Consider the following 25,385-nt stretch of genomic DNA (forward strand, 5'->3'; position numbering starts at 1 on the left):
GACCTACATCCACAGAAGACAGACCGCGTTTAGCGGATAAAAAACAGAATAAAGCTTCCGCCGGCAGCACTCCATCGTCCTGCCCCGAGAAAGAGAGCGTCCGTCATACTGCCATCCGGAAGCTTACTCCAGATGATGAATCCCCGACGCGGACGAAAAATTGCCCTTCGTCATGCAAGTCGGAAACTCATAATATCGAATTCCTAGTACGCTCTCGCGAACAGCACCGTATGCTTCGCATCCTCGCCGCATACGAGACACTTCGTTTTGTTCTCGGCCGGTTCAAACGGAATGTTTCTGCTCGTCGCGCCGGTTTCTTGCTTCACGGTGTCTTCGCAAGCTTCCGAACCGCACCATCCTGCCAAGGTAAACCCGCGCTTGTCCTCCATGCTGTCCTTCATTTCGTCCAGCGTCTCCACGGAATAGAAATGATCCTCGCGGAACTGCTTCGCACGATCGAACATTTCCTGATGCACCTGTTCCAGCATGCTCTGCACTTCCTGGATCAGGTTGGCCTGCTCCACAACCTTCTTCTCGCCCGTAATGCGGGAAACGAGCACGCAGACGCCATTCTCCATATCACGAGGCCCGATCTCCAGACGAACCGGAACGCCGCGCATTTCGTACTCATTGAATTTCCAGCCTGGACGCACATCCGGATTGTCGTCCACCCGTACGCGGATCCCAGCGGATTTCAGTTCACGGAACAGCTCGTCCGTACGGCCCACGACGGCGTCTCTCGTCTTCGGAGGCCCGATTGGAATCATGATTACTTGAGTCGGCGCAACTTTTGGAGGAAGCACCAAGCCCCGGTCGTCCCCATGGACCATGATCAAGGAGCCGATAAGACGCGTGCTGACTCCCCAGGAAGTCGTATGTGCGTATTCCAGCGTATTTTCACGGTTCAAATATTGAATATCGAAAGCTTGCGAGAAGTTGGTACCCATGTAGTGTGATGTGCCAGCTTGTACAGCCCGACCGTCTTTCATCATCGCTTCGATGGAGAACGTGTCCACGGCACCCGCGAATTTCTCCGAAGGCGTCTTCTGCCCCTTGATCACCGGAATCGCGAGATAGTCCTCTACGAATTGCTGATAGATATCGAGCATTTGCATGGTTTCCCCTCTTGCTTCCGCTTCCGTTTCATGAGCGGTATGACCCTCTTGCCATAAAAACTCGCTGGTGCGGAGGAACGGCAGCGTGCGTTTCTCCCAGCGCACCACGTTGGCCCACTGATTGATCAGCACAGGAAGATCACGATAGGATTGAATCCATTTGGAATACATATGCCCGAACATCGTTTCGGAAGTCGGACGAATAGCCAGACGCTCTTCAAGCTTCTCGCCCGCCGCTTCGGTCACCCATGGCAGCTCTGGATTGAAACCTTCCACATGCTCCTTCTCTTTCTGGAAAAAGCTCTCCGGAATGAACAACGGGAAATAAGCGTTCCGATGTCCCGTTGCCTTAAAGCGCCGATCCAGCTCCGCTTGGATATGCTCCCAAATTTCATAACCGTCCGGTTTAAAGACGATGCAGCCCCGGACTGGGGAATAATCCATCAAGTCTGCTTTTTTGATGACATCGATGTACCAGCGCGAGAAATCTTCTCCTTGCGGCGTGATCTCCGTCACGAATTGTTTATCCTTCGATTCCTTAGACATATAAATCGTGTTCCTCCCATTAATAAAACGCGTGGTCTAAGCCGTTCATTCAGGCGGCTTGACTGGACGTTATTGGCGATATGTGTGAACGGGCCGCGGCTATAAAACCCGCCCTGTATTATAGAACTCCATGCTGGATATCGTTATGCGTGAAACTCTGATAACAATAGAAAAAGGTACGGCTTTCGTCGCGGCTGGCGCACCGAGCCGTACCTTAAGGCCTATCCGTTGATCAAACGCAAAATATCGTTATAGGTGACGGCAATCATTAACAGGAACAGCATCGCAAACCCGATAAAGTGAACCATGCCTTCCCTGTTCGGGTCAACCGGCTTGCCCCGTAATGCCTCGATCCCCAAGAATACGAGCCGGCTTCCATCCAGCGCCGGAATCGGCAGCAGGTTGAATATGCCCAGGTACAAGCTTAGAATGGCCGCCCAATAGGTCAACTGTTCGATACCCTGTTTGGCGATTTGACCCGTGACCTCAAAGGTCCGCACAGGACCGCCTAAATCATCCATGGAAAACTTCTGAATCAACTGTCTGAAGCCCTGGAAAATAATATTGGTGGTGTCAACCATCGCCGTCCCGGAGCCGGTAATCGTCTCACCAAGCCCTGCGGATCGGGTAGGGAGCTCAGGAACGATCCCGACCTTGCCGCCTTCCTGGCCCTCCATGGTCCGAGGCGTCAACGTCAAATCGAAAGATTCCTCTCCCCGGCGTACGGTCCATTCCATCGGCTTGTCCTTGGAGGCCGCAATCAATTCGATCATCTTCTGATAATCGGCCCCAATCGCCGTTCCGTTGATGCTCTCGATGATGTCGCCCTCTTTCAGATCCGCTTCGTCTGCTGGCATGCCTTTCGTAATCTCGCCAATCTGTACGTAGGTTGGATTCTCGACCGGTATACCGGCCATCTGAATGTGAAGGGCAAACAGCACGAAGGCCAAAATAAAGTTCATGACAGGGCCGGCAAATATCGCAAGCGCTCTTTGGCCGACGGTCTTGCTGCCGAACTGGCGGTCTCTCGGTGCGATCTGCGTCTCGACACCTTTAGCTACCGTTAATGCTTGCGGATGGATCTCGTACTGCTGAAATTCACCATCCACATCAAGCCTCACCGACAAACGGTCCACCATGTCGATAAACTGGACTTCGCCGCGAATGACATTTTTACGGTTGTCGAGTTGATCCAGATAAATCTTTTTCACTTGATTCTCTGCGTTCACTCGAACCGCAATCGTCTGACCGGGCTGAATCTCGACAAGTTCCGGATCTTCTCCGGCCATGCGGGCATATCCGCCGAACGGGAGAAGACGAAGCGTGAACTGCGTTTCATGGCGTTTATATGAGAACAGCTTAGGACCAAATCCAATCGCGAACTCGCGTACCAAGATTCCGGCACGCCGGGCAAAATAATAGTGACCCCATTCGTGCACGGTAACGATCACAAAAAACATGAGCACCGTTAAAAAAACGACCCGAACCATTTCCAATTCTTTACATCCCCCTTTTCCTCTGAGAACGCAGTATGTCCCTATAGATTATCATTATTCTCCTGTCGTCCACAAGAGAATCACAAGCTGTCCGCTTTTTTTCAAGGGAGATTTCAAAAACACTTCAAAACTTATAGTCGGGAAGCTATTTCACGTGCAATCCGATCATTCTCTTCAATCGTCTCCAGCGCCGGTTCCGGCACTTTTTGGTGACTATGCAGCACTTCCTCGATTATCTCTTCGATTCGCAGAAAAGAGATTTCGCCGCGGAGAAAGCGGGCGACCGCGATTTCATTGGCCGCATTGAATACCGTTGGCGCTGTACCACCCATTTTACCACATTCATAAGCGAGCCTTAAACAAGGAAAACGCTCAAGGTCCATTTCCCGGAAGTGCAGCTTTCCTGCTTCTGCCAAGGAGAGCCTTGGTGCAGGCGAAGACCACCGCTCGGGATAAGTCAGCGCATATTGAATCGGGACCCGCATGTCCGGGTTGCCGAGCTGCGCGATAATGCTGGAATCGCGGAACTCCACAAAAGAATGGATGATGCTTTCCGGGTGGAGAAGCACGGAAATATTGTCGTACGGTATGCCGTACAACCAATGCGCTTCAATGACCTCAAGCCCTTTATTGACCATGGTCGCGGAATCGATCGTGATTTTGGCGCCCATGGACCAGTTTGGATGCTTAAGCGCATCCTCCACCGTAACGTTGACCAGCTGATCGCGGGTGTAATCCCGGAACGACCCGCCGGAAGCGGTCAGCGTAATCCGTTCGATATCTTCATGCCGTTCTCCGTTCAAGCATTGGAATATGGCGGAATGCTCACTGTCGATCGGCAAGAGCTTTACCCCTTTTGCAGCGGCTTGAGCGGTAACCAGGTGACCTGCGGTAACCAATGTTTCCTTGTTGGCAAGCCCGATCGTCTTCCCCTCGTTAATGGCCGCAAGCGTAGAAGAAAGGCCCAAACTTCCAACGACCGCAGTAACGACCAGCTCGGCGTCTGTCGCTGCCGCAATCTCGATCAGGCCTTCATGGCCATGAAACACTTCGGTTCCGGCAGGAAGATCATGCCTTAAACTGTCAGCAAGCTCTTTCGTCGCAACGGACACTTTTCGCGGAGAAAACTCCTGAACCTGCTGAAGCAGCAATTCCTTATTGCTCCCCGCAGCCAAGCCTTCAATCTGAAATTGTTCCCGGTGCTTCCTCACCACATCCAAGGTTTGGGTGCCAATGGAGCCCGTGGAGCCGAGTACGCTGATCTTCTTCATGCTCATCTTTCCTTTCATCAGTAAGGCAGGAGACTCAATATATGTACAAACGGAAATACGACGATCCAACTGTCGCATCGATCCAGTATTCCTCCATGTCCCGGCAGCAGCTTGCCCGAATCCTTGATGTCATACACCCGTTTATAGGCGGATTGCACCAAGTCGCCGAGCTGGCCGATAACGGCGCAGGAAAGCCCAATCAGAACCGCATGTCCAGCCGTCAGGATTCCATCTGAGTAGAATGAAAAGAGCAGCGACGTGAACACGGCGATGATCACACCGCCGAGCGCACCCTCCACCGTTTTGTTCGGGCTTATGGAAGGCCATAATTTATGGCGCCCCATGGCGCGGCCGACAAAATACGCTCCCGCATCACTTGCCCAGATCGAGCCCAGCAGCAAAAAAGTCCAAAATACGCCATGCCCGTCCGGAGCATGCCGAGATTCGGCTATGAAGGAAAATCCGATGCCGATATAGACCGATGCCAAAAACAATAAAGAGATCCGCTTGATATCTATCGTATTTTTCGTGGTCACCGTCGCCAGCAAAAATAAGAGCAGCAGGAGCCAAAGCACATGTTCCCATGGGATCGGAAGTTTCAGATCAAGGGGACCCCATGGAAATACAAGCAGCAGCACTCCCGCATACCCGATCCATGCCGTTCCCCCGAACGGTGCCGTATGGGTCATGCGCACAAACTCATAGTAACCGACTAGCGCCATCGCCAGAATTAGAAGATGGTACCACAGACCGCCTATGAAACATAATCCTAAAAAGACCGCTCCCGCTATAATTCCGGTAATCAATCGCTGTTTCAAAACGTTCCATCCTCCATCGGCTACGACAGTCCACCGTAGCGCCTAGTTCTTTGTTGATAATCGGCTACGGCCTCCACCAAATGGTCTTTGGTGAACTCCGGCCAATAGGCATCCGTAAACCATAACTCGCTGTACGCGAGCTGCCACAACATAAAATTGCTCAGCCGCAGCTCGCCGCTTGTGCGGATCAGTAAATCCGGATCCGGCAATTCGCCTGTGAGGAGCCGCTGGCCAATCAGTTCCTCTGTAATGTCCTCAGGACGGAGAATTCCGTCTCGCACTTCCCGTCCGAGCGCCTTGACACTTTCGGTGATCTCTTTCCGGCTGCCGTAATTGAGCGCAAAGTTAAGCACAAGCCCGTCATTGCCGGCAGTTTTCGCAACAGCTTCTTCCATCGCAGACACGGTATGGGACGGAAGGTCTTCCGGATGCCCCATCATGCGGACCTGGACATTTTTCTCGATCAGCTCTTCCAGCTCAATAGCCAGAAACTCCTGCGGAAGCTTCATAAGAAAATCGACCTCATCCTTCGGACGCGTCCAGTTTTCCGTAGAGAAAGCATACATCGTCAATATTTTGATTCCCAACTCATCGGCGGCTATGGCAGCTCTTTTGACAGCCTTCATGCCATTCTGATGGCCAACGATCCGCGGCATGCCGCGCCGTTTCGCCCAACGCCCATTGCCATCCATGATGATGGCAACATGATGCGGGATGTTGTCCGGAGAGAGCTGATGCGTCTGCTGACTGTCCTCCTGATTCAACCACGATCGAACCCGTTTGATCATTCCATTTCCTCCAGGCATCTTTCTGCAAAAAAAGAGACAAACCCCACCATTGACAGGAGGGGCCACAAGTCTCTTATACTTCCATAATCTCTTTTTCTTTAGCAACGAGGACTTTGTCGACTTCTGCGATAAATTTATCCGTCGCTTTTTGGATATCTTCCTGATGTCTCCGGGACTCGTCCTCGGAAATATCCGTTTTCTCCAATTTTTTGATGTCGTCGTTGGCATCACGGCGAATGTTGCGGATGGCCACTTTCGCTTCCTCGCCGAATTTCTTCGTCATTTTCACCAGTTCGGTTCTGCGTTCTTCCGTCAATGCAGGTACGACGAGACGAATTTGATTACCATCGTTCGCCGGTGTCAATCCGATATCCGATTTCATGATCGCTTTCTCGATATCCGCCAAGGACGACTTGTCCCAAGGTTGGATCATGAGCGTTCTGGAATCCGGCGTGCTGATGTTAGCCAGCTGATTCAGCGGAGTTTGCGCTCCGTAGTATTCCACCGTGATCCGGTCGAGGAGCGCCGGCGCTGCCCGCCCTGCGCGCAGAGTTGCCAAGTCACGTTTCAAAGACAGGATCGCTTTTTCCATGCGTTCTTCTGCATTCTTTTTCACCGATTGCGGCATTAGTCTACACTCCCTTTAACGATCGTTCCGATTTTCTCGCCCAGAACGACGCGCTTGATATTACCTTGCTCCGTAATAGCGAAGACGATGAGCGGGATGTTGTTGTCCATACATAACGATGAAGCTGTAGAGTCCATTACCCCAAGGTTTTTGTTCAATACGTCTAGATACGTCAGCTGCTCGTACTTCTCGGCAGTTTCATCCTTAAATGGATCAGCGGAGTACACTCCGTCCACCTTGTTCTTCGCCATAAGAATCACTTCTGCTTCGATTTCCGCGGCGCGAAGCGCTGCAGTCGTATCGGTGGAGAAGTATGGGTTCCCTGTTCCTGCCGCAAAAATAACGACACGGCCCTTTTCCAAATGCCGAATGGCTCTGCGGCGAATATACGGCTCGGCAATTTGCTGCATGGAGATCGAGGTTTGCACCCGGGTCGGCACATCGATCTGCTCCAAAGCATCCTGAAGGGCCAAAGAGTTCATCACCGTTGCGAGCATTCCCATATAGTCCGCTGTCGCACGGTCAATTCCGTTCGCGCTGCCGGCAATGCCGCGCCAAATGTTGCCGCCGCCGCATACGATCGCGACCTCCACACCAAGCTCGACAACCTCGCGAACCTGCTCAGCGATCGATGAGATCGTCTCAGCATCAATACCATATCCATTCTGCCCTGAAAGGGATTCCCCACTGACTTTCAATATCACTCGTTTATATACAGGCTGTTCCAAATGATAACCCTCCACTTTAAGACGGCGCCTTAAGTATACGACGCCCGTTTGAAAAACGACAGACAGACACACCGGCACTGCTTGACGGTTTATAAAAATCGGGTAAAAACATCCGTCTCAAGTAGAAACTTCTGGTCGTCTAATCAAGACCTAAGTCCATTCTTTCTTGTGAGATAAGGGTAGCCTTTACTCCGAATTTATAACAATCTTATCTCTCTTATGCCTTTATATCTCTTAAAAAAGAAGGAACACAGGTGTGTTCCACTCTTTTCTATAACTTATATTAGCCTATCCGGCTTATTTATTCACCTGGGCCATAACTTCTTCTACGAAGTTGTCTTGTTTTTTCTCCAAGCCTTCGCCCAATTCGAAACGGGCAAAACGACGAATGGAGATGTTCTCGCCGATTGTGCTGATTTTTTCGTTAAGCAGCGTGCTGATCGTTTTGTCCGGATCCTTGATGAAAGGCTGCTCAAGCAAGCAATACTCTTCATAGTATTTGTTGATGCGGCCTTCAACCATTTTCTCAACGATTTTTTCAGGCTTGCCTTCGTTCAGGGCTTGGTTTTTCAAAATTTCTTTTTCTTTCTCAAGCTCGTCGCTAGGTACTTCTTCACGACGAACGTATTTAGGGTTTGCAGCAGCAATATGCATTGCGATATCGCGAGCAAACTCTTTAAATTGATCCGTTTTGCCTACGAAGTCTGTTTCACAGTTGATTTCCACGAGAACGCCGATGCGTCCGCCACCGTGAATGTAAGACTCGACAACGCCTTCCGTTGCAACGCGTCCAGCTTTGTTAGCCGCTGCGGACAAGCCTTTCTCGCGAAGCACCGCGATCGCTTTTTCGATATCACCGTTTGTTTCGTCGAGCGCTTTTTTGCAATCAAGCATGCCCGCGCCTGTTCTTTCGCGAAGTTCTTTTACCGCACTAGCTGTTACTGCCATTAGAATTCCCTCCATATTGGTATGATCAAGTTTGGCGGTCGGATCTGAAGCAGCCGTCCTTCGACGTGCCCTCCAAGAAATCCGGACCGCTTAAGTATTTGTTTCCCTTGCCCTGCCAGAAGCCTGATGTTCGTAGCGCAATCCGGCCTGACATCTTAAAAAAAGGGCAGTGAGAGGTTATACACCTACCAACCACCCTTTTCATTTAATTCATGGTTTATACGTTTAATCCCGATTAAGCTGTTGTTTCTTCGCCTTGGTGAGCTTCAACAACGGCATCGGCCATTTTACCAGTCAACAATTTGACAGCGCGGATCGCGTCATCGTTACCTGGAATTACATAGTCGATTTCATCCGGATCGCAGTTCGTATCAACGATACCAACGATTGGGATACCCAATTTGCGAGCTTCCGCAACAGCGATGCGCTCTTTGCGAGGATCGATAACGAACAATGCGCTTGGAAGGCCCTTCATGTTCTTGATACCGCCCAGGAATTTCTCAAGACGATCTTTCTCTTTGCGGAGAAGGATGACTTCTTTCTTAGGCAATACTTGGAACGTGCCGTCTTCTTCCCAAGTTTCAAGCTGCTTCAAGCGGTTGATACGCTTTTGGATCGTTTCGAAGTTAGTCAGAGTTCCGCCGAGCCAACGTTGGTTGATGTAGAACATGCCGCAACGCTCCGCTTCTTCCTTCACGGAATCTTGAGCTTGTTTTTTCGTGCCGACGAACAGGATTGTACCGTTCTCACCAGCTACGCTTTTTACGAAGTTGAATGCTTCTTCAACTTTCTTGACCGTTTTTTGCAGGTCGATAATGTAGATACCGTTTCTTTCAGTGAAGATAAATTTATCCATTTTCGGGTTCCAGCGACGAGTCTGGTGACCGAAGTGAACGCCAGCTTCCAAAAGCTGTTTCATGGAAATTACTGCCATCTTCACGCACCTCCTAAGTTTGGTTTTTGTGTGTCCCTCCGCCAAGATCATTTTCCATTAAGACTCCCATTCCAGGAAGCACCCTCAACGGAATCACTCTGGCGTGTGTTTTAACACCGTCAATTACTATAACATAACCATGGGCAGGTTGCAATGTCTTTTGTGTGCATGACCAGCTCAGGCCAATCAGGGGCTTGAAGAGTTACAATAAAGAAAAAAACCACTCTCAACCGGAGTGCTAGTTGGAGGGTTTTGTCGTGATCTTCGTGATAATCGAATTGTAGCTCTCGCCGATCGTAAACGAGTAAGTACCGCTCAGGATTCTGGTGTTGATTTTATTCTCGGTAGCTTTTTTGATGAATGCCTGTTTGTTGTCAATGACGCCGGCATTCAAAAGGCTGTTTGCTACATCGCTGAGATTGTTTCCGGAGGGAATCTTTACTTGAATAGACGCCTTCGCTTTAGCCGGTGTTTTCGGATTGGCCGGATTCGTTACCTGGGAGGAAGCTTCCTGTTTCTTCTGCGCGTCCGTTTCTGGTTTCTCCGGGCTCTCCGGTTTCTCCGGCGCCTCAGGCTTCGTCGCTTCAGGCTTATCGACCGGTTCGGCACCTTCGGACTCGCCTTCTCCCTCGCCCAGCTTCTTCTCTTCCCACTGCTCCGCCGTCATCAGCTCGTCCGTACCTTCGACGACCTGCATATCCAAAGCCTCCGCTGCAGCCACCAGCTGCTCCTTCGTTAACTCCTTTGTCTCCGAAGCGGTTGCACCTTGGCCGATCCACATCAGCTGCAGCAGCACAGCGGCGATCACAAGGCCGCTCCCGAGGCCCATCATAAACATTCGGTTCTTGATCACACGGATTCCTCCTGTTTGGCCAACTGGATAATGAGTTGAACTTCGCCTCGCTGAAGTCCCGTGGACTTGGCTATCATATCGATAGATTTGCCTTGTTCATATAAATCAAACAGTTCCGCGTATCTGGATTTGATGGAATGGACCGGAGGGGCATGATCCGCCTCCGATGACGCTGCAGCCGCTCCTGCAGACAAAGAAGCCGCCGCAGCTGCCTGCGCCAGCTTCTCTTCAGCCGTTCGAAGGCGCGTTTGCGATTCGGTCATTTTCTGCTCCATGGCCAGCATGCGCTGCCGCAAATCGCTGACCTGCTCCTGATGCGCTTGCTGTTTGGCATCAAGTTCTTTCTTCATTTGACTAACCAGCTCGACCAGCTGTTCGTTCTCGTTCTGGATTTCCGCCATGTATCCTTCAAGCGTGTTCTCGACTTCCTTTACAACCCGCTCGCTGGACACGGTCTCTTCCCGGCGTTTCGGCAGCATGAAAGCATACAGCACGGCCGCAATGCCTAGCAGCACGATATATATCCACGGTTTCAAATCCATTAACTCCTTTGTGCCTATAAATTATCTAGAGCGAAACATCGAAATTTTTGCCTTTATAGGGGTGCTCCGCCGGCTGTTCCATAGTCTCGCCCGCTTCTGCAGACCCCCGCCCTTGCTGCTGGCCTGAGGACTGGCGGCTCCCGTCATCCCGCACGGCGGTTTCGGCCGTCTCGCTCACTTCCGTGCTTCGCTGGGCTTCGGCCCGGCTGTTCTTGGTTTGTTCACCTGCTAACAGCATCTGTTCGTTCTGCGGCCGCTGCTGGAATTCGTTATGAACCTTGCCCGCTTCATTGGTTCTCGGGACCGCAATTTGCATCTCAACCGATTTTAAACTCAATGGAATCACCTCATGGTATAGGGATCATGTCCACAAGCATTGTGAATGTCTTTCATTCCTACAACAACGGAACCATGGTGATATCTCCTTCATGATAGTAAAAAGAGACCCGCTGCGTGGGATCCTTAACAAATCGGGTGTACCGCCCGATGACGATTTTGGCGCCGCCGTAGATCGTCTTTACCACATTCACTCTGGCTTTGCCGGTATCCTCCAGCATCTTCTCGATTTCCAGCATGCGTTCCTTGATGTCGGCTTGCTCTGCCATGTTGGATTTTTTGGTCGCATTCAGCTTGATTCGCAGCGCCAGCTTGTCCGGCGACAATTGTCCGGAGGAAGCCAACTGGTTCAAGAGATAAAGCGCTTTATCGGTTTTGTCCATGCTCTCTAACGAAAGCTTCAATTGGGCTCTTAGATCCGCCAGTTCATTCCGCAGCTCGGGAAGAACGCCCACTTCAATGACGGTAGCCGTCGACATGCTGTTTCCGATCGTGCGCGCAACGACCTTTTCCCCGGCTTGCAGAATGCCGCCCACTACGAGCCCTTTCATCCCGTTGCATTCGATATTCTGTACAGCTCGTATATTGGAATGCATGATGCTCTGCGACACGAATACGCTGGCGCCCGCAACGACGTTGCCATCCTGAATGAACGAGCTTTTGACGTCCTGGCCCGCCTTTACGTAACCCTTGTTATAACCGATGATCCCGCCTGATATATCAATGGATCCTTCAGCCTCCAGCTCGGCACCTTCCACAAAGCCCGTGACTCGAATGTCCCCTGCCGCCTTGATTTTGAACCCGGTCAGCACATTCCCGCGAATGACCACCGTACCGACAAAATCGATATTGCCAATGCTGTAATCCACGTCCCCGTTAATCTCATATACCGGGAACACATTGATTTTGCCTTTTTCGGTTTTGGTGAGCAGTCCGTCAAGCGCGGCGTACATGGCGCTTTTCTCGGCGTTGACCACCACGTTCTTTCCCACCTTGAAATGTGCTTCCTTTCCCGGCTTGCTCGGTATCTCTTCGCCGGTGACCGCAGTTCCAGGCACACCCTTCGTAGGCGGGATTCGGGTAGCCAACAGTTGGCCCTTCTTTACATTATTTAAACGAATCACTTCTTTGAAGTCCACTTTGCCGTCCTCGTCCTCCAGCGGCTTCAGATTCGTCTCATTCCCGAAATCGACGGTAAATTGAATTTTACCGTTCTGTCCGTGCGTCGGTTCCGTTCCCATGGCAATCGGCGTTCTGCTATATTGATATTCCTCCCCATGGTCCGCGATTCGCCGCAAGGTATCATATTGAATGCCATACCGAATCTGATGGCTTCTGAGAAACTGTTCAAGAGCCTCGACGGAGCAAGAAAAATCCTTCTCCCACTTGGTGAACTGTATATAGGCGACGACCTTGTCATCCGATAGCGAAACGCTAAAGTATTGATCCAATGCATAATCTACAGACAATCCAGGAACCCCCTTCATAAATGGCAAGCGTCAATCGTTTTGCATCAGCAAATCCCGATCTTTATCGAGCGCGCCCCGAAGTCTCAAAATCGCCTTGGAATGAAGCTGAGATATTCGTGAAGGTGATAGCGACATCACTTCAGCTATTTCGCTGAGTGATAAATCCTCATAATATAATAAGGAAACTACGGTCCGCTCTTTCGGGGTTAATTTACCGATACCCTTCATCAGGGCTTCTCGCAGATAAAATTCATGGACCTTGTGATCCGGATTCTTCGCTTTCTCATCAACCAGGAGCGACATTCGGGTCTCAGACTCCTCCTCGCGGATCGGATCTTCCAAAGATGTCAATGTCATGACCGCCACTTCCTGCAGCATGTGCCGGAACTCCTTCTCGGTCACGTCTAGGTAATCGCTCATCTCGGAATCACTGACGCTGCGTAAATACTTCTGTTCCAACTGCTGATATGCAGTTTCAATCTTCTTCGCCTTCTCACGGACAGAACGCGGTACCCAATCCCCTTGGCGCAGCGAATCCAGAATAGCACCCCGCACCCGCCAAGAGGCATAGGTTTCGAATTGCAGCCCTCGTTTGTAATCGAACTTCTCGATGGCGTCAATCAGACCCATTACCCCATTGCTGGCCAAATCTCCCTTAGAAACGTTCTTTGGAAGACCGATGGCCAATCGGCTTGAAACATAGTCAACGATGTGCAAATGATATTCGATAAGTTTCTTCTTCGCTTCATGGTCTCCATCTTCCTTCCATGCGCTCCATAAATCCGCATGGTTAAGGACGGAAGTTTTACGTTCGTCCAATTGCCTTCACCCTCCTTATTTTTCCGTAAGGTGACGAACGGCCTTGGCCAGTTCTTCAGGATCTTTCGTTGAAACCAGCTTAGGAGGATTCAGCGGTACAAAGTCTCCATTCTCTTTGCTGCTGGATTCGGCATGGATCAAATCCATCAATTCCCGATCCTCATCAGGCGTGGATAAGTCAAGAACGGTTCCTCGGTCCTGCTCCCGCTGCGAGCCTGCGTCCCCTTTTTCGGCTGCTCGCGGCCCCGTAATGGCAGCAAACATCCAATTCAGCAGGAACGCCAGAAGAAACCAGATCGCGCATGCAATCAGCGCCCGATACATGCTAGTCATCCACAAATTGTTACGTATGGAGAAAATAAATGTGAACACAAACCCGGCAATTCCGGTAATCAGATAAAAACGGAGTTTTCCCATCATCGCTACAATTCCTTTATGCCCTTTTGTACGCTTCGTATTGTAAACTTACCCGTTGCGCAGTCCAACTCAACGGTTCTCCCGTAATTTCCTCCGGTGTCCTCGGCTATCAGCGTGATTCCCATCTGCTCGAGTCCCGCTTTGCATGACTCCACATTCCGGGGACCGATGCGCATCGTATCGCCCGAACCCGCAAAAGCAAACATCTGAGCCCCTCCGGCCATTTTGGCTACCATCCGCGCCGGAGACGCCCCCAAATTCCTCATCTTGTTCAGCAGGATCGGAAGAGCGGTATCGGCGTATTTGGCCAGATTCAGCTGCCCCTCCCTGGCAATCGCCGAGGATGGCAGCATGACATGCGCCATGCCGCCAATCTTCGTGACCGGATCATATAACGTCAGTCCAACGCATGAGCCGAGTCCCGTTGTACGCAATATACCGTTTGGACCTGCGACGTTCAGATCCGCCATGGCTACTTTCACTATTGCTTGTTCTTCAATCATGCTCTAAAGGCACTCCCAAAGCTTCGAATATTTGAGCAAATGATTGTGGATCAGGTATGAGGAAGAATTGGCCTTCCACCTCGTTTTGCCCTTCCAGGAACGTCGTGTTGATTAAGAGGGCATCGTCTCCCATTTCTCCGAATTGCAGCAATCCATAACTTAGGATGGCACCTGCCATATCCATTGCCAATGCCGGCACCGTGGGTGTCATGGACAGATTGGTGAAGTCAGCGAGCGACGATAAGTACGAGCCTGACAAAATATTTCCGATCTCGCATAAGGCGGACTGCTCCATCTCGGAGAATGGCTCCTCCTCCGATACTTCAATGCCCGCCAGATTCAGCAGAAGGTTCTTCCCCGCTTCCGGACTCATAATAAAGAAGAGATTCCCCGGAGCGCTTCCTTCAACCCGTAAAAATACGGCAAGTACGAGCTGTTCGCTCCCCCCGACGCTTTCGGCAATCTGTTCGAACGGCAGGAGTTGAACCTTAGGAACCGCCATATCAATAGGCTTGTTAAGCAAACGGGAGAGGGCGGTTGCCGCATTGCCCGCTCCGATGTTTCCCACTTCCTTCAAAACATCCATTTTGATTTCTTTGCCATGCTTAAACAGCTCCACTGTCTACTCCTCAAGGCCTTCCAGCTGAATGATCTCACTCTTGTTCAACACTTCGGACAAATTCAGCATGACGAGAAGGCGCTCCTCTCCTACCTTCGCGACACCGCGAAGGTATTTCGCTTTGATTCCGCCGACAACCTCAGGTGGAGAGTCAATGCTGTCCGTATTCAGATCGATGACATCACTTGCCGAATCCACGATAAAGCCAACCTGCATATCATTGACCGCTACGATAATAACCCGTGTTTGATCGGTTGCTTCAACCTCTTCCAGACCGAATCGGCCGCGCAGATTGATCACTGGGATGACAACGCCTCGTAGGTTGATAACCCCTTTTACGAAAGCAAAGGTTTTGGGAACGCGTGTAATGGGCATCATTCTTTCGATGGTTTGAACCTTGTCCACCTCGATGCCGTATTCTTCCTCGCCAAGTCTAAAGACGATAACCTTGATTTCTTCTCCCATGAATAAGTCCTCCTTCAGAATGTGTGGCCTGCCGTGCTTGATAGCAACCCATTATTTGATAAATGCATTTGCGTCGATAATAAGAGCCACTTGTCCATCTCCAAGAATGGTTGCGCCGGATACCCCTTGTATGGCAGGCAAATATTTGCCCAGGTTTTTAATGACGATTTCACTCTGTCCGATAAAATCATCGATGGTGAGCGCAGCCAAACGATCCCCTTTGCGGATTACAACAATCTCCGTTTCCTCTTCCCGCTCCTCATCAAAATCCGGAACTTCAAACAAACGGCTAAGCGAGATCACCGGTATCATCGACTCCCGGAACTGAATCATGCGGCTTCCGTGCACATGTTTGATTTGCCCGCGCTTGATGATGCCCGTTTCAACGATGGAGGACAACGGAATCGCATATTTCTCCGATCCCATCCGGATCAGCATGGCTGCAATGATGGACAGCGTTAATGGAAGCTGAACCGAAAAATTGGTGCCTTTTCCCGGAGTGGAGTAGATCGTGACGTTACCGCCCAAGGCAACAATCTTCGATTTAACGACGTCGAGCCCTACGCCGCGGCCGGATACATCCGAGATTTTCTCGGCCGTGCTGAATCCGGGAGCGAACAGCAGCTGATTCACCTCGTCATCGGTCATGGACGCTGCCTCGGTCTCCGTGACGACGCCTTTGGCCAGCGCATTCTTCAAAATTTTATCGCGGTAGATGCCGCGCCCGTCGTCTTCAATCTCGATGAACACATTGTTGCCGCTATGGAACGCGCGCAGGTGCACGGTACCGGTCTCCGGTTTACCGGCTGCTATGCGGTCGGCAACAGGTTCGACGCCATGGTCAGCCGAGTTCCGCAGCAAGTGGACCAGAGGGTCGCCGATCTCGTCGATCACCGTGCGATCCAGCTCCGTGTCGGCCCCGGTAATAATCAAGTCGATCTTCTTGTCCAATGTTTTGGCAAGGTCCCGCACCATCCTTGGAAAACGGTTGAACACCGTATCCACAGGCACCATGCGCAGCTTCAGGACGATATTCTGCAAGTCGCTGCTTACGCGGCTCATATGCTCAACCGTGTCCGTCAGCTCCTGGTTCCTGGACTCGCTGGCCAGCTGCTCCAGGCGTACCCGGTCAATCAGAAGCTCGCTAAACAGATTCATCAATACATCCAGCCGTTCAATATCAACCCGGATCGTTCTGGAAGGATTGCCTCCCCCCGCATTACGCGCAGGTGCCTTGGATTCTTTGGCAGGCGCAGGAGCGCTTTTGGCTTCCGGTGAAACCCCGGCCGCCGGAACTGCCGAAGGAGCTTCGGGCTTCACCGCTTCGGCTGTAGCCGCGCTCTCCTGAACCATTTGCTGCAAGGATTCATGATCGAGCGCCACCACTGTCGCAGCTTCAATCTCTGAAACGCCCAGAATCTGGCTTTCAATATCTTGCGTTTCTCTTTGCGTTATGTAATACAACGAAAATACGCGATCGAATTCACCTTGTTCAATCTCTTGAACGTCCGGATAGGTCTTGACGATTTCACCGGATCTCTCCAGCGTTTCGAATACCATGTAGGCCCGAACCGCCTTGAGTTGGCAATCCTCTCGCAATGTCACTTGGATATATAGAACCTTATGACCTTCTGAAATCGATTGATCCAGCACGGAAAATTGAAACTCATCCAATTCGATTCCCTGAACGGCCACAGCGGCGTTATTCCCTTCGACAGATCCCCCGTTAGCTGAGGCGCCTTCTCCGCGCACAATGGACTGCAAGGAGGCTACAATGGCAGACACGTCCGCCTTCCCGTCGCCGCCTTCGGTAATATCCTGCACCATCGATTCAAGAGCGTCCAAGCTTTTGAAGAGCGTGTCAAAGATAAAATCCTGCATCTTAAGCTTTTCGTTCCGGACAAGATCCAGCACGTTTTCCATCTGGTGGGTAAGAGAAGCCAGATCCTCAAATCCCATCGTTGCCGCCATGCCTTTCAACGTATGAGCCGATCGGAAAATAATCTGTACGATCCCGATATCGTCCGGGTTGCTTTCTAATTGAAGCATGTTTTCATTTAATGATTGCAGATGATCATTTGACTCATCAATAAACATTGTCAAATATTGATTCATGTCCATTGAGAGACACCTCCTCTTCAAGTTCACTTTCCGTTATTTACAGCTTGAACCATCCTCGGTGCAATTTCATGAAGCGGCAAAACGTGGCTTACGCATCCCAACTCGACGGCAGATCTCGGCATCCCGTATACGACGCAGGTTTGCTCGCTCTCGGCAAAGGTGGATGTTACGCCGGCATCGAAAAGCTCCTTCATCATTCTCGCTCCATCACTCCCCATGCCAGTCATCAGAATGGCGTGCCGCTTGACCGAGGTCAACGGCAGCAGAGATTCGAACAGCACATCCACCGACGGGCGATGGCCGTTGCGAGTCTCATCCTGGCTTATCCTGATTTGGTATGCACCGCCTTCCGGGCGATGAACCCTCATGTGGCTGCCGCCCGGGCCAATGTATGCCTTGCCCGGCTCCAATACCATGCCGTGTTCTGCTTCCATGACCTCCAGCTGACTGAATGAATTCAGGCGCTGGGCAAGCGATTTGGTGAAATTCGGCGGCATATGCTGAACGATGACGATCGGGGCATGGAAGTCGCCGGGAATTTGCTCGAGAAAAGCTTTTAATGCTCTTGGGCCACCCGTTGAGCAGCCGACCGCCACCAAATCTTTCAGGTCGGTTGACGGCTGGGCATTTGCCTCTCTCGGCGGGCGGCTCTCGTTCTTGGGAAGCACGGCTGGCGCCGACTCCGCTTCAGGTTTGCGTTCAACCCGTTTTCGCTTGAAACCGGAAAGCTCCGGTACATCCGGGAGAGCCGCCTTCTCCCCGGCCGAGCGGGATACCGGCATGCGAAGCGGCTCAGCCGGCTTGCCGCGCTGATCCGTTCCTTTGGCCGCCGGTCTCGTTTCTTTCACCTGCGGCTTCTTTTTCGGCGTCGTCTCAGAAGGCTTTGGCGAAAGAGGAAGCGTGATGTCCGCACTCCGCCGTTTCTGCTCTTCTTCTTCCCACAAGGCCCTCCGCTGTTTAGCCTGCATCGCCGCATTCAGTTGCTTCATCAATTCGGAACGCACCTGCTCAATATCAAGCGCATTCGATATGGAAGGCTTTCGTATAAAATCAAACGCTCCTGCCTCGAGGGCAAGAATGGTCTCCCTCATGCCTTGTTCATTAAGGCCGGATAACATGATAACCGGACGGGGGCCCGCATCCATAATGAGTTTCAAAGCATCCAGCCCGTTCATTTCCGGCATTTCTACATCCAGCGTAATGACGTCAGGATTCAGTTCCTTTACTTTCTCAACAGCGTCAAGCCCGTTCTCGGCTGTCCCGACAACCTGGAATGACTTGTCGCGCTCGATGAAATCGGAAAAGATTTTCCTCATAAATGCGGAATCGTCCACGACGAGCACACGAAAAGGCTTCATAGATGTCCACTCCTATTTCCATTAATCCAACCGAAGAATCATTTCGTACGTTTAAGCCAGCGATGCATAAATCCTTTGATTCCCTTTGGAGTTTCCGGCTCCGCGGCAGCAGGAACGGCCATGTAACGAAGCGCGATCCGTCTGATATCGCTGGAAGCGTTGCACCGTGGATAAGCTGCCGTAAACGGAACCTGCCGCTTGACGGACTGGACTACATGCGTATCATCGGCAATCGAGCCGAGCAGCTTGATGTCGATGTCCAGAAAACGCTGGGCCGTCAAAATAATTTTGCCCGCCGCCTCACGAGCCTCTTCCTCGTCCCCTGCACGGTTGACGATCAGGCTGAACGGAACCTTGCTTTCCGTGCCGTGGACCACCTTGATCAACGCATAGGCATCCGTGATGGAAGTCGGCTCCGGCGTCGTAACGACAAGGCATTGATCAGCGGACGTAATAAACTTCATGTTTTCCTTGGATAAGCCGGCCCCTGTATCGAAGATGATGTAATCCATCCCGGAAGCAATGCGCTCGATCTGGGAAATGAAATAATCCATCTCTTCCTCGGACAGGGACATCATGTCCGCCAAGCCCGAACCTCCGGCAATGTAAGGCAGCTTGTCCGGCCCATACTGAATCACTTCTTCTATGCTCTTCTCCCGGCGAATGAGATGATACAGACTGTACCGAGAGCTTACACCCATCAGAACGTCAATGTTTGCCATGCCGATATCGGCATCAAAGACCAGAACCCTTTTTCCCATCGATTGCAAAGTCAATGCAAAATTCAACGTAAAATTGGATTTCCCAACCCCGCCCTTGCCGCTGCTGACCGTTATGATCTTGGCGGTTCTTGCGGAGGTCGCCTTGGCGCTCTCCCCTGGCTGCTGGGCCGAAACCAACTGGCGAAGCGAGTGAGCTTGATCCGTCATGTACGACTCTCTCCCAGCAGCAGATGGCATAACCGTTCAGGGGTGGCCATCAACAGATCATCGGGTACATTTTGACCATTGGTCATATAAGACAAGCGAAGGTTGTGGGCATCGATCAGATTAAACAGGGCGCCGTAGCTTCCGGTTTCATCCATCTTCGTGAAAATAACCTTATCCAGCTCGTATTTGCTGAAATGATCCGCGATTTCGATCATATCGCTGCTCTTGGATGTGAGGCTGAGAACAAGATAAGTTTCGCTTTGATCGGAATGGGAGAACAGGCTTTGAAGCTCGGAAACGAGCAGCTCATTCCGATAGTTCCGGCCGGCCGTATCCATTAATACCAAATCGCAGTCCTGGAGCTTCTGAAGGGCTCGCTGCATGTCACCGGGCGACTGCACGACCTCCATCGGCACATTGAGAATGGAAGCATAAGTGCGAAGCTGTTCAACGGCGGATATCCGATACGTATCGGACGTAATGAAGCCTACCTTGCGTTGATTACGGAACAGCTGCTCTGCAGCGATCTTCGCAATCGTGGTTGTTTTGCCGACCCCCGTTGGGCCAGCGACATATACGATCCGGGTCCCGGGCTGAACGCCGTCGCCGATACGCCCCTCAAGGAACGCCTCGGCCTGCTTGTATATCACGTTCAGAAGCTCGGTCTCGCTCATCTGCATTTGGCTGGCTTTCCAGGCATCTTCCGCGGCCGCGAGCCACTCTTCCGCCAGCTTGGCCGATAGATCCTGCTTCAGCAATTGGTCCCGGATAACATGCAGCGGCTCGGGAAGATGCTGCGCCTCCAGATTCTGCCTGGATAATCGCGCGATCCATTCCTTCATTTCCTTAAGCTCTTCAAGGACTCTCTGTTCGGATTCGCTGATTCCCAGTCGTGAACTTAACGACTCCTCCTGTCCCCCGCGGGATGGTTTCTTTGCTTCAACAGAAACTGCGGCTTCCGTTGAATCGCTGCTTACCGCTGCCGGAGCAGCCACTGCAGGCTGCTGCGTCTGGCTGACCCCGTCCTTTTGCCTGTCCACAACCTCCTCGGAAGCTGCCACCTGGCTAAGTAACTCGGCAAAGCGGCTATAGTCGGCCTCTTGCCGCGCATCCGCTGCGGCATCCGCGTTATTCACTGGAAGCGGGGAGGTTTTAGGGCCTTGCTTCGAAATTTCAGCCGTTCGCTGGTAGGCTTTGGGTACCGCCCCTGATGGAACAGAAGGCGTAACTTTGGGCTTGACCGGCGAAGAGCCCTTGGGCTTTTCCGCCTGCTCTACCGCCGCGATCACCTCTATTTTCTTGCGGGTGAACATCCCGAGGAACCCGCCTACCTTGGTTTCCTTCGTGCTCAGTATGACGGCATCCGCACCCAAATCCGTACGAATATGCTGCATCGCCTCAGGCATCGTGTCGACGATATACCTTTTCACTCTCATAAGTTCACCACTCCGACACTTTGAATTTCGACGTTAGGCTCCAGCTCGCTATAGGACAACACCGGGATATCCTGCATGCTTCGTTCAATGACCTGCCGCAGATACATTCTTATGGCCGGCGAGGTCAGCAGCACGGGCTGCTGTCCCATCTGAATAATCCGATTGACCTGCTCACTGAGCTTTTGAAACACGCTCTGCGTGGATGCCGGATCCATCGCGAGATAGCTTCCTTGGTCGCTCTGCTGAACGCTCTCGGCGATCTTCTTCTCCAGCTGCGGTCCGACCGTGATGACCCGCATCGCCTCTCCTTCTTGAGCGTATTGCTGTGTAATCTGCCGTGAGAGGGCTTGCCTTACATATTCGGTAAGGACATCAGGGTCCTTCGAATAATGCCCGTAGTCGGCAAGGGTCTCGAGAATCGTAACCATGTCCCGGATGGAGATCTTCTCGCGGAGGAGCTTGGCCAATACCTTTTGCACTTCCCCGATGGTCAGCACGGAAGGAATGAGCTCGTCCACAAGGACCGGATAGCTTTCTCGAATATTGTCGACCAATGCCTTGGTTTCCTGGCGTCCGATCAACTCATGGGCATGTCTCTTAATGAGTTCCGTCAGATGGGTAGCAACGACGGACGGTGGATCCACAACGGTATAACCGGCCAGATCCGCCCGTTCCTTCATGGCTTCGTCAATCCACAACGCAGGAAGCCCGAACGCCGGTTCCATCGTTTCGATCCCTGTTACGGAATCGTCCTCGTATCCCGGGCTCATGGCGAGATAGTGATTTAATAATAATTCACCGCCGCCGACAGCATTCCCTTTTATTTTTATGACATATTCGTTCGGTTTTAGTTGAATATTGTCGCGAATCCGGATGACCGGCACGACGAGTCCCAGTTCAAGCGCGCATTGTCTCCGAATCATAATGATACGGTCCAATAAGTCCCCGCCCTGCTGAGCGTCTGCCAGCGGTATCAACCCATATCCGAATTCGAATTCGATAGGATCGACCTGCAAGAGGTTGATCACGCTTTCCGGGCTTCGCACCTCTTCGATCTGCTGTTCCTCTTCCAGCTGCTCCACTTCCACCTGCTTGCGATCCAAATTGTTCTGCATCGTCCGTGCCGCGATAAATAGTACGAGTGCAATCGGTGCGGTCGTGATCAGATGAATCGGTGTGAAGATCCCCAGCAGCAGAACGGTTCCTGCAACAATGTACAGCAGATGAGGATATGAGAAGAGCTGACCGGTCAGATCCTCCGCCAGATTTCCTTCGGATGAAGCACGCGTAACAATCAAGCCCGCTGCCGTGGAAATCAAGAGCGCCGGAATCTGGCTGACCAATCCGTCTCCGATCGTCAGGATCGAGTAGGTGCTCATCGCATCTCCGAACGACATGCCGTGAATCGAGATCCCGATAATAAATCCGCCGATCAGGTTGATCAGCATGATGACGATCGTGGCGATGGCATCACCCTTGACGAATTTACTCGCACCATCCATGGCGCCGTAAAAGTCGGCTTCCCGCTCGATCTTGCTACGGCGCTCCCTGGCTTGCTGCTCATTGATCAGACCCGCGTTCAGATCCGCATCGATGCTCATCTGCTTACCCGGCATCGCGTCGAGGGTAAATCTTGCCGCAACCTCGGCTACCCGTTCCGAGCCTTTGGTAATGACGATGAACTGTACGACGACGAGGATCAAGAAGACGATGAAGCCAACCGCAATTTCGCCGTTGGCAATCCATTTGCCGAACGTGGCAACAACTTCGCCCGCGTTAGCTTCCGAAAGGATCAGCTTCGTTGTCGATATGTTAAGCGCTACCCGAAAGAGTGTCGTGATGAGCAATAAGGAAGGAAAAATGGAGAAATCGAGCGCTTCCTTCGTATTCATGGCCACCAGCAAAATGATGAGCGCCAGCGAGATATTGATAATCAGAAGTACATCGAGCAGCCATATCGGGATCGGAAGAATCATCATGAGTACGATGCCAATGACACCCGCAAGGACAGATAGATCTTTTATTTTCACTGCACAGACGCCTCCGGTCCCTAGTTATTTCGCTTTACCTTTTAGTTTATATACATAGGCCAGCACTTCCGCTACGGCCTGGAACAGGTCTCCCGGAATCGAATCCCCGATTTCCGACCGTTGGTACAAAGCGCGTGCCAGCGGCTTGTTTTCCATCGTTATAATTCCGTGTTCCTTCGCGATTTCCTTAATCCGCAAGGCCATGAAATCTTGGCCTTTTGCAATGATTTGCGGAGCTTCCATCGTGGACCCGTCATATTTGATCGCCACTGCAAAGTGGGTCGGGTTCGTGATGATGACGTCGGCATTCGGAACTTCCTGCATCATCCGCTGAAGTGCCATCCGACGCTGGCGCTCCCTGATCTTTCCTTTGATCAGCGGATCGCCTTCCATTTTTTTGTACTCGTCTTTGATGTCCTGCTTGGACATCCGAATGTTTTTCTCGTAATCGTATTTCTGATACATGTAATCCAGAACGGCCAGAATAATCAGCCCGATGGCAATCTTAAAACCGAGCGACATGGTGATATCGGCCACGAAATGAAAGATGGTATCGGGTCCCATCGTCGATAAGGAGGATAAATCCTCCCTGGCAGCCCACAAGGTGCTGTACACGAGGTAACCGATAATGGTCAACTTGATGACCGATTTCAAAAACTCGACCAACGAACGCATCGAGAATATATTCTTGAACCCCTTGATGGGGTCGATTTTGCTGAACTTCATTTTCAGCGTCTCGCCGGTTAACATAAACCCGACCTGCAAATAATTAGCGACCAGCGCTATAACGAAAATCGAAATGAACAAAGGCGCGAGCAGAAGCAAGATTTGAACGCCATATTCCCCGAACAGCTCCATCACATTATCTTTCGTTACATTCATGGAGAGCCGATTAATGTATATATCGGTGAATAGTCGAACGGTGCGGTCCCTCATATAACCGCCAAAGATTAACAGGCAGAAGAAAGCCGCCAGCAAAACCGATGCACCCGATACCTCCATGCTCTTGGCAACTTGGCCCTTCTTACGCGTATCCTGGCGCTTCTTCGGTGTGGCTTTCTCCGTCTTTTCGCCAGCGAACAGCTGTAAGTCGACCGGATACCGGTATGACATCCGCTTCACCTCCATCCTCCTTAAGTCGGCTCGTCGCCAAGAACGCCGAGCAGCTCACGGAGCGCTTCAAACATTTTGGCAAACAGATGATCAAACAGGGACACCAGCATCGGCATGAGCAGCATCAGCAGCACGAGCCCAACGATGATTTTGATAATAATCCCGATGACAAACACGTTGAACTGCGGAGCCGTCCTTGCCAGAAAGCCAAGCCCGACATCGGTCAGGAACAGGGCTGCCACCAGCGGAGCCGCCATTTGAATCGCCAATACAAACGAGTGCGAGAATGTCCGAACGAGAAAGTCCGTTACGTTGCCCTCATGGATCTTCCCAAACACGTCACCCGTGATCGGGATCCAATCATAACTGTACATAATCGCATCAAACAAATAATGGTGACCATTCATGCTCAGGAACACCAGCAGAGCGAGATAATACTTGAAGTTCCCGATTAATGGGGTGGACGTCCCCGTAAACGGGTCGATGACATTCGCCATGCTGAAACCGATCTGAATATCAATTAATGCCCCGGCGGTTTGGACGACAGCCATGATGAGATAAGCAGTGAAACCTAGAAGCAGTCCCACCAGCACTTCCTGGACGATTAAGATGGCGTAAGACAGATCTTGCGGAACCACTTCCCCGAGCCCGAACGATAGATAGACGATCAGGGCGATAATGGCCGACAGGGCTATTTTGTAAGAAGAAGGTATACCGCGCGAAGCAAACACTGGCGATATTACAAAAAAAGATGTTATTCGACAAAAAATAAGCATGAAAACTGGTAAACTTTGCTGCAACCATTCCATGGACACTCAGCCTATCCGATATATTTGTAGAGATTGTCCAAAATACCGTGCGTAAAATCCACTAACGTCGTTAATATCCAAGGACCAAACAGCAGTAACGCTACAAGAACGATAATGATTTTGGGTACGAAAGCCAGCGTCTGTTCCTGGATTTGTGTTGTCGCTTGAAAAATACTGATGATTAGTCCCACAACCAGTGCGAGAACCAGCATCGGCGCGCTCACCTGGAGCACAATATAGACCGCTTGTCCTGCCAGACCGATAATAAATTCAGCGCTCACGGCTTAGTCCCCC

General features: G+C 51.4%; 26 protein-coding genes. All 26 read right to left on the minus strand.

Annotation, left to right across the window (positions count from 1 at the left end):
- Nucleotides 1–203: 203 nt before the first annotated feature.
- Nucleotides 204–1,661 carry a proline--tRNA ligase gene (proS, locus tag MHI43_RS21075; protein WP_009594764.1) on the minus strand — a complete coding sequence of 486 codons (1,458 nt, stop codon included), beginning with the start codon at nt 1,659–1,661 and terminating at the stop codon, nt 204–206.
- 221 nt (nt 1,662–1,882) lie between these two features.
- Complete coding sequence (gene rseP, locus MHI43_RS21080) at nt 1,883–3,157, minus strand: RIP metalloprotease RseP (RefSeq protein WP_009594768.1); 1,275 nt, start codon at nt 3,155–3,157, stop codon at nt 1,883–1,885.
- A 131-nt stretch (nt 3,158–3,288) separates the two neighbouring features.
- A complete protein-coding gene (locus MHI43_RS21085; RefSeq protein ID WP_036659229.1) occupies nt 3,289–4,428 on the minus strand; it encodes a 1-deoxy-D-xylulose-5-phosphate reductoisomerase in 1,140 nt (379 codons plus the stop codon).
- Between the two features lie 17 nt (nt 4,429–4,445).
- Entirely contained in the window at nt 4,446–5,246 is an 801-nt protein-coding gene (locus MHI43_RS21090; RefSeq protein WP_036659228.1) for a phosphatidate cytidylyltransferase, read from the minus strand.
- Between the two features lie 20 nt (nt 5,247–5,266).
- A complete protein-coding gene (locus tag MHI43_RS21095; protein ID WP_009594721.1) occupies nt 5,267–6,034 on the minus strand; it encodes an isoprenyl transferase in 768 nt (255 codons plus the stop codon).
- A 73-nt stretch (nt 6,035–6,107) separates the two neighbouring features.
- The gene (frr, locus tag MHI43_RS21100) at nt 6,108–6,662 is read right to left on the minus strand and encodes a ribosome recycling factor (RefSeq protein ID WP_009594750.1); all 555 of its coding nucleotides are present in this window, start codon (nt 6,660–6,662) and stop codon (nt 6,108–6,110) included.
- Entirely contained in the window at nt 6,662–7,390 is a 729-nt protein-coding gene (pyrH, locus tag MHI43_RS21105) for a UMP kinase (RefSeq protein WP_006211297.1), read from the minus strand. Before pyrH ends, frr begins: the two co-directional genes overlap by 1 nt.
- 297 nt (nt 7,391–7,687) lie before the next feature.
- Nucleotides 7,688–8,338, minus strand: a complete 651-nt coding sequence (tsf, locus tag MHI43_RS21110; protein ID WP_009594741.1) for a translation elongation factor Ts — start codon at nt 8,336–8,338, stop codon at nt 7,688–7,690.
- Between the two features lie 235 nt (nt 8,339–8,573).
- On the minus strand, nt 8,574–9,272 hold the full coding sequence (gene rpsB / locus MHI43_RS21115; RefSeq protein ID WP_009594753.1) for a 30S ribosomal protein S2: 699 nt from the start codon (nt 9,270–9,272) through the stop codon (nt 8,574–8,576).
- A 238-nt stretch (nt 9,273–9,510) separates the two neighbouring features.
- Nucleotides 9,511–10,125, minus strand: coding sequence for an endolytic transglycosylase MltG (locus tag MHI43_RS21120; protein WP_036659226.1), 615 nt, complete (start codon nt 10,123–10,125; stop codon nt 9,511–9,513).
- The gene (locus MHI43_RS21125) at nt 10,122–10,667 is read right to left on the minus strand and encodes a hypothetical protein (protein ID WP_036659224.1); all 546 of its coding nucleotides are present in this window, start codon (nt 10,665–10,667) and stop codon (nt 10,122–10,124) included. The genes MHI43_RS21120 and MHI43_RS21125 overlap by 4 nt, the downstream gene beginning before the upstream one ends.
- A gap of 25 nt (nt 10,668–10,692) precedes the next feature.
- Nucleotides 10,693–11,004 (minus strand): hypothetical protein, encoded by a 312-nt coding sequence (locus MHI43_RS21130; RefSeq protein WP_036659223.1) that lies wholly within the window; start codon nt 11,002–11,004, stop codon nt 10,693–10,695.
- A gap of 58 nt (nt 11,005–11,062) precedes the next feature.
- The gene (locus MHI43_RS21135) at nt 11,063–12,472 is read right to left on the minus strand and encodes a FapA family protein (protein ID WP_015736312.1); all 1,410 of its coding nucleotides are present in this window, start codon (nt 12,470–12,472) and stop codon (nt 11,063–11,065) included.
- Nucleotides 12,473–12,502: 30 nt separating this feature from the next.
- Nucleotides 12,503–13,291 carry a FliA/WhiG family RNA polymerase sigma factor gene (locus tag MHI43_RS21140; protein ID WP_009594718.1) on the minus strand — a complete coding sequence of 263 codons (789 nt, stop codon included), beginning with the start codon at nt 13,289–13,291 and terminating at the stop codon, nt 12,503–12,505.
- Nucleotides 13,292–13,306: 15 nt separating this feature from the next.
- Nucleotides 13,307–13,711 (minus strand): hypothetical protein, encoded by a 405-nt coding sequence (locus MHI43_RS21145; RefSeq protein WP_009594747.1) that lies wholly within the window; start codon nt 13,709–13,711, stop codon nt 13,307–13,309.
- 2 nt (nt 13,712–13,713) lie between these two features.
- On the minus strand, nt 13,714–14,211 hold the full coding sequence (locus MHI43_RS21150; RefSeq protein ID WP_015736313.1) for a chemotaxis protein CheD: 498 nt from the start codon (nt 14,209–14,211) through the stop codon (nt 13,714–13,716).
- Nucleotides 14,204–14,830 carry a chemotaxis protein CheC gene (locus MHI43_RS21155; RefSeq protein WP_009594774.1) on the minus strand — a complete coding sequence of 209 codons (627 nt, stop codon included), beginning with the start codon at nt 14,828–14,830 and terminating at the stop codon, nt 14,204–14,206. The genes MHI43_RS21150 and MHI43_RS21155 overlap by 8 nt, the downstream gene beginning before the upstream one ends.
- Before the next feature lie 3 nt (nt 14,831–14,833).
- A complete protein-coding gene (locus tag MHI43_RS21160; RefSeq protein ID WP_009594767.1) occupies nt 14,834–15,295 on the minus strand; it encodes a chemotaxis protein CheW in 462 nt (153 codons plus the stop codon).
- 51 nt (nt 15,296–15,346) lie between these two features.
- Nucleotides 15,347–17,416: a chemotaxis protein CheA gene (locus MHI43_RS21165; RefSeq protein ID WP_015736314.1), complete on the minus strand. Its 2,070-nt coding sequence runs from the start codon at nt 17,414–17,416 to the stop codon at nt 15,347–15,349.
- Between the two features lie 23 nt (nt 17,417–17,439).
- Nucleotides 17,440–18,774, minus strand: coding sequence for a chemotaxis response regulator protein-glutamate methylesterase (gene cheB / locus MHI43_RS21170; protein WP_036659221.1), 1,335 nt, complete (start codon nt 18,772–18,774; stop codon nt 17,440–17,442).
- A 38-nt stretch (nt 18,775–18,812) separates the two neighbouring features.
- The gene (locus tag MHI43_RS21175; RefSeq protein ID WP_036659219.1) at nt 18,813–19,703 is read right to left on the minus strand and encodes a MinD/ParA family protein; all 891 of its coding nucleotides are present in this window, start codon (nt 19,701–19,703) and stop codon (nt 18,813–18,815) included.
- Nucleotides 19,700–21,139, minus strand: a complete 1,440-nt coding sequence (gene flhF / locus MHI43_RS21180) for a flagellar biosynthesis protein FlhF (protein WP_036659217.1) — start codon at nt 21,137–21,139, stop codon at nt 19,700–19,702. Before flhF ends, MHI43_RS21175 begins: the two co-directional genes overlap by 4 nt.
- The gene (gene flhA, locus MHI43_RS21185) at nt 21,136–23,169 is read right to left on the minus strand and encodes a flagellar biosynthesis protein FlhA (protein ID WP_015736318.1); all 2,034 of its coding nucleotides are present in this window, start codon (nt 23,167–23,169) and stop codon (nt 21,136–21,138) included. The genes flhF and flhA overlap by 4 nt, the downstream gene beginning before the upstream one ends.
- Before the next feature lie 24 nt (nt 23,170–23,193).
- The gene (flhB, locus tag MHI43_RS21190) at nt 23,194–24,282 is read right to left on the minus strand and encodes a flagellar biosynthesis protein FlhB (RefSeq protein WP_015736319.1); all 1,089 of its coding nucleotides are present in this window, start codon (nt 24,280–24,282) and stop codon (nt 23,194–23,196) included.
- 20 nt (nt 24,283–24,302) lie between these two features.
- On the minus strand, nt 24,303–25,091 hold the full coding sequence (fliR, locus tag MHI43_RS21195; protein WP_015736320.1) for a flagellar biosynthetic protein FliR: 789 nt from the start codon (nt 25,089–25,091) through the stop codon (nt 24,303–24,305).
- Between the two features lie 11 nt (nt 25,092–25,102).
- The gene (fliQ, locus tag MHI43_RS21200; protein ID WP_009594725.1) at nt 25,103–25,372 is read right to left on the minus strand and encodes a flagellar biosynthesis protein FliQ; all 270 of its coding nucleotides are present in this window, start codon (nt 25,370–25,372) and stop codon (nt 25,103–25,105) included.
- Nucleotides 25,373–25,385: the final 13 nt, after the last annotated feature.

Source organism: Paenibacillus sp. FSL H8-0457, from assembly GCF_038051935.1.
In the GTDB taxonomy this organism is placed as follows: domain Bacteria; phylum Bacillota; class Bacilli; order Paenibacillales; family Paenibacillaceae; genus Paenibacillus_AQ; species Paenibacillus_AQ lautus_A.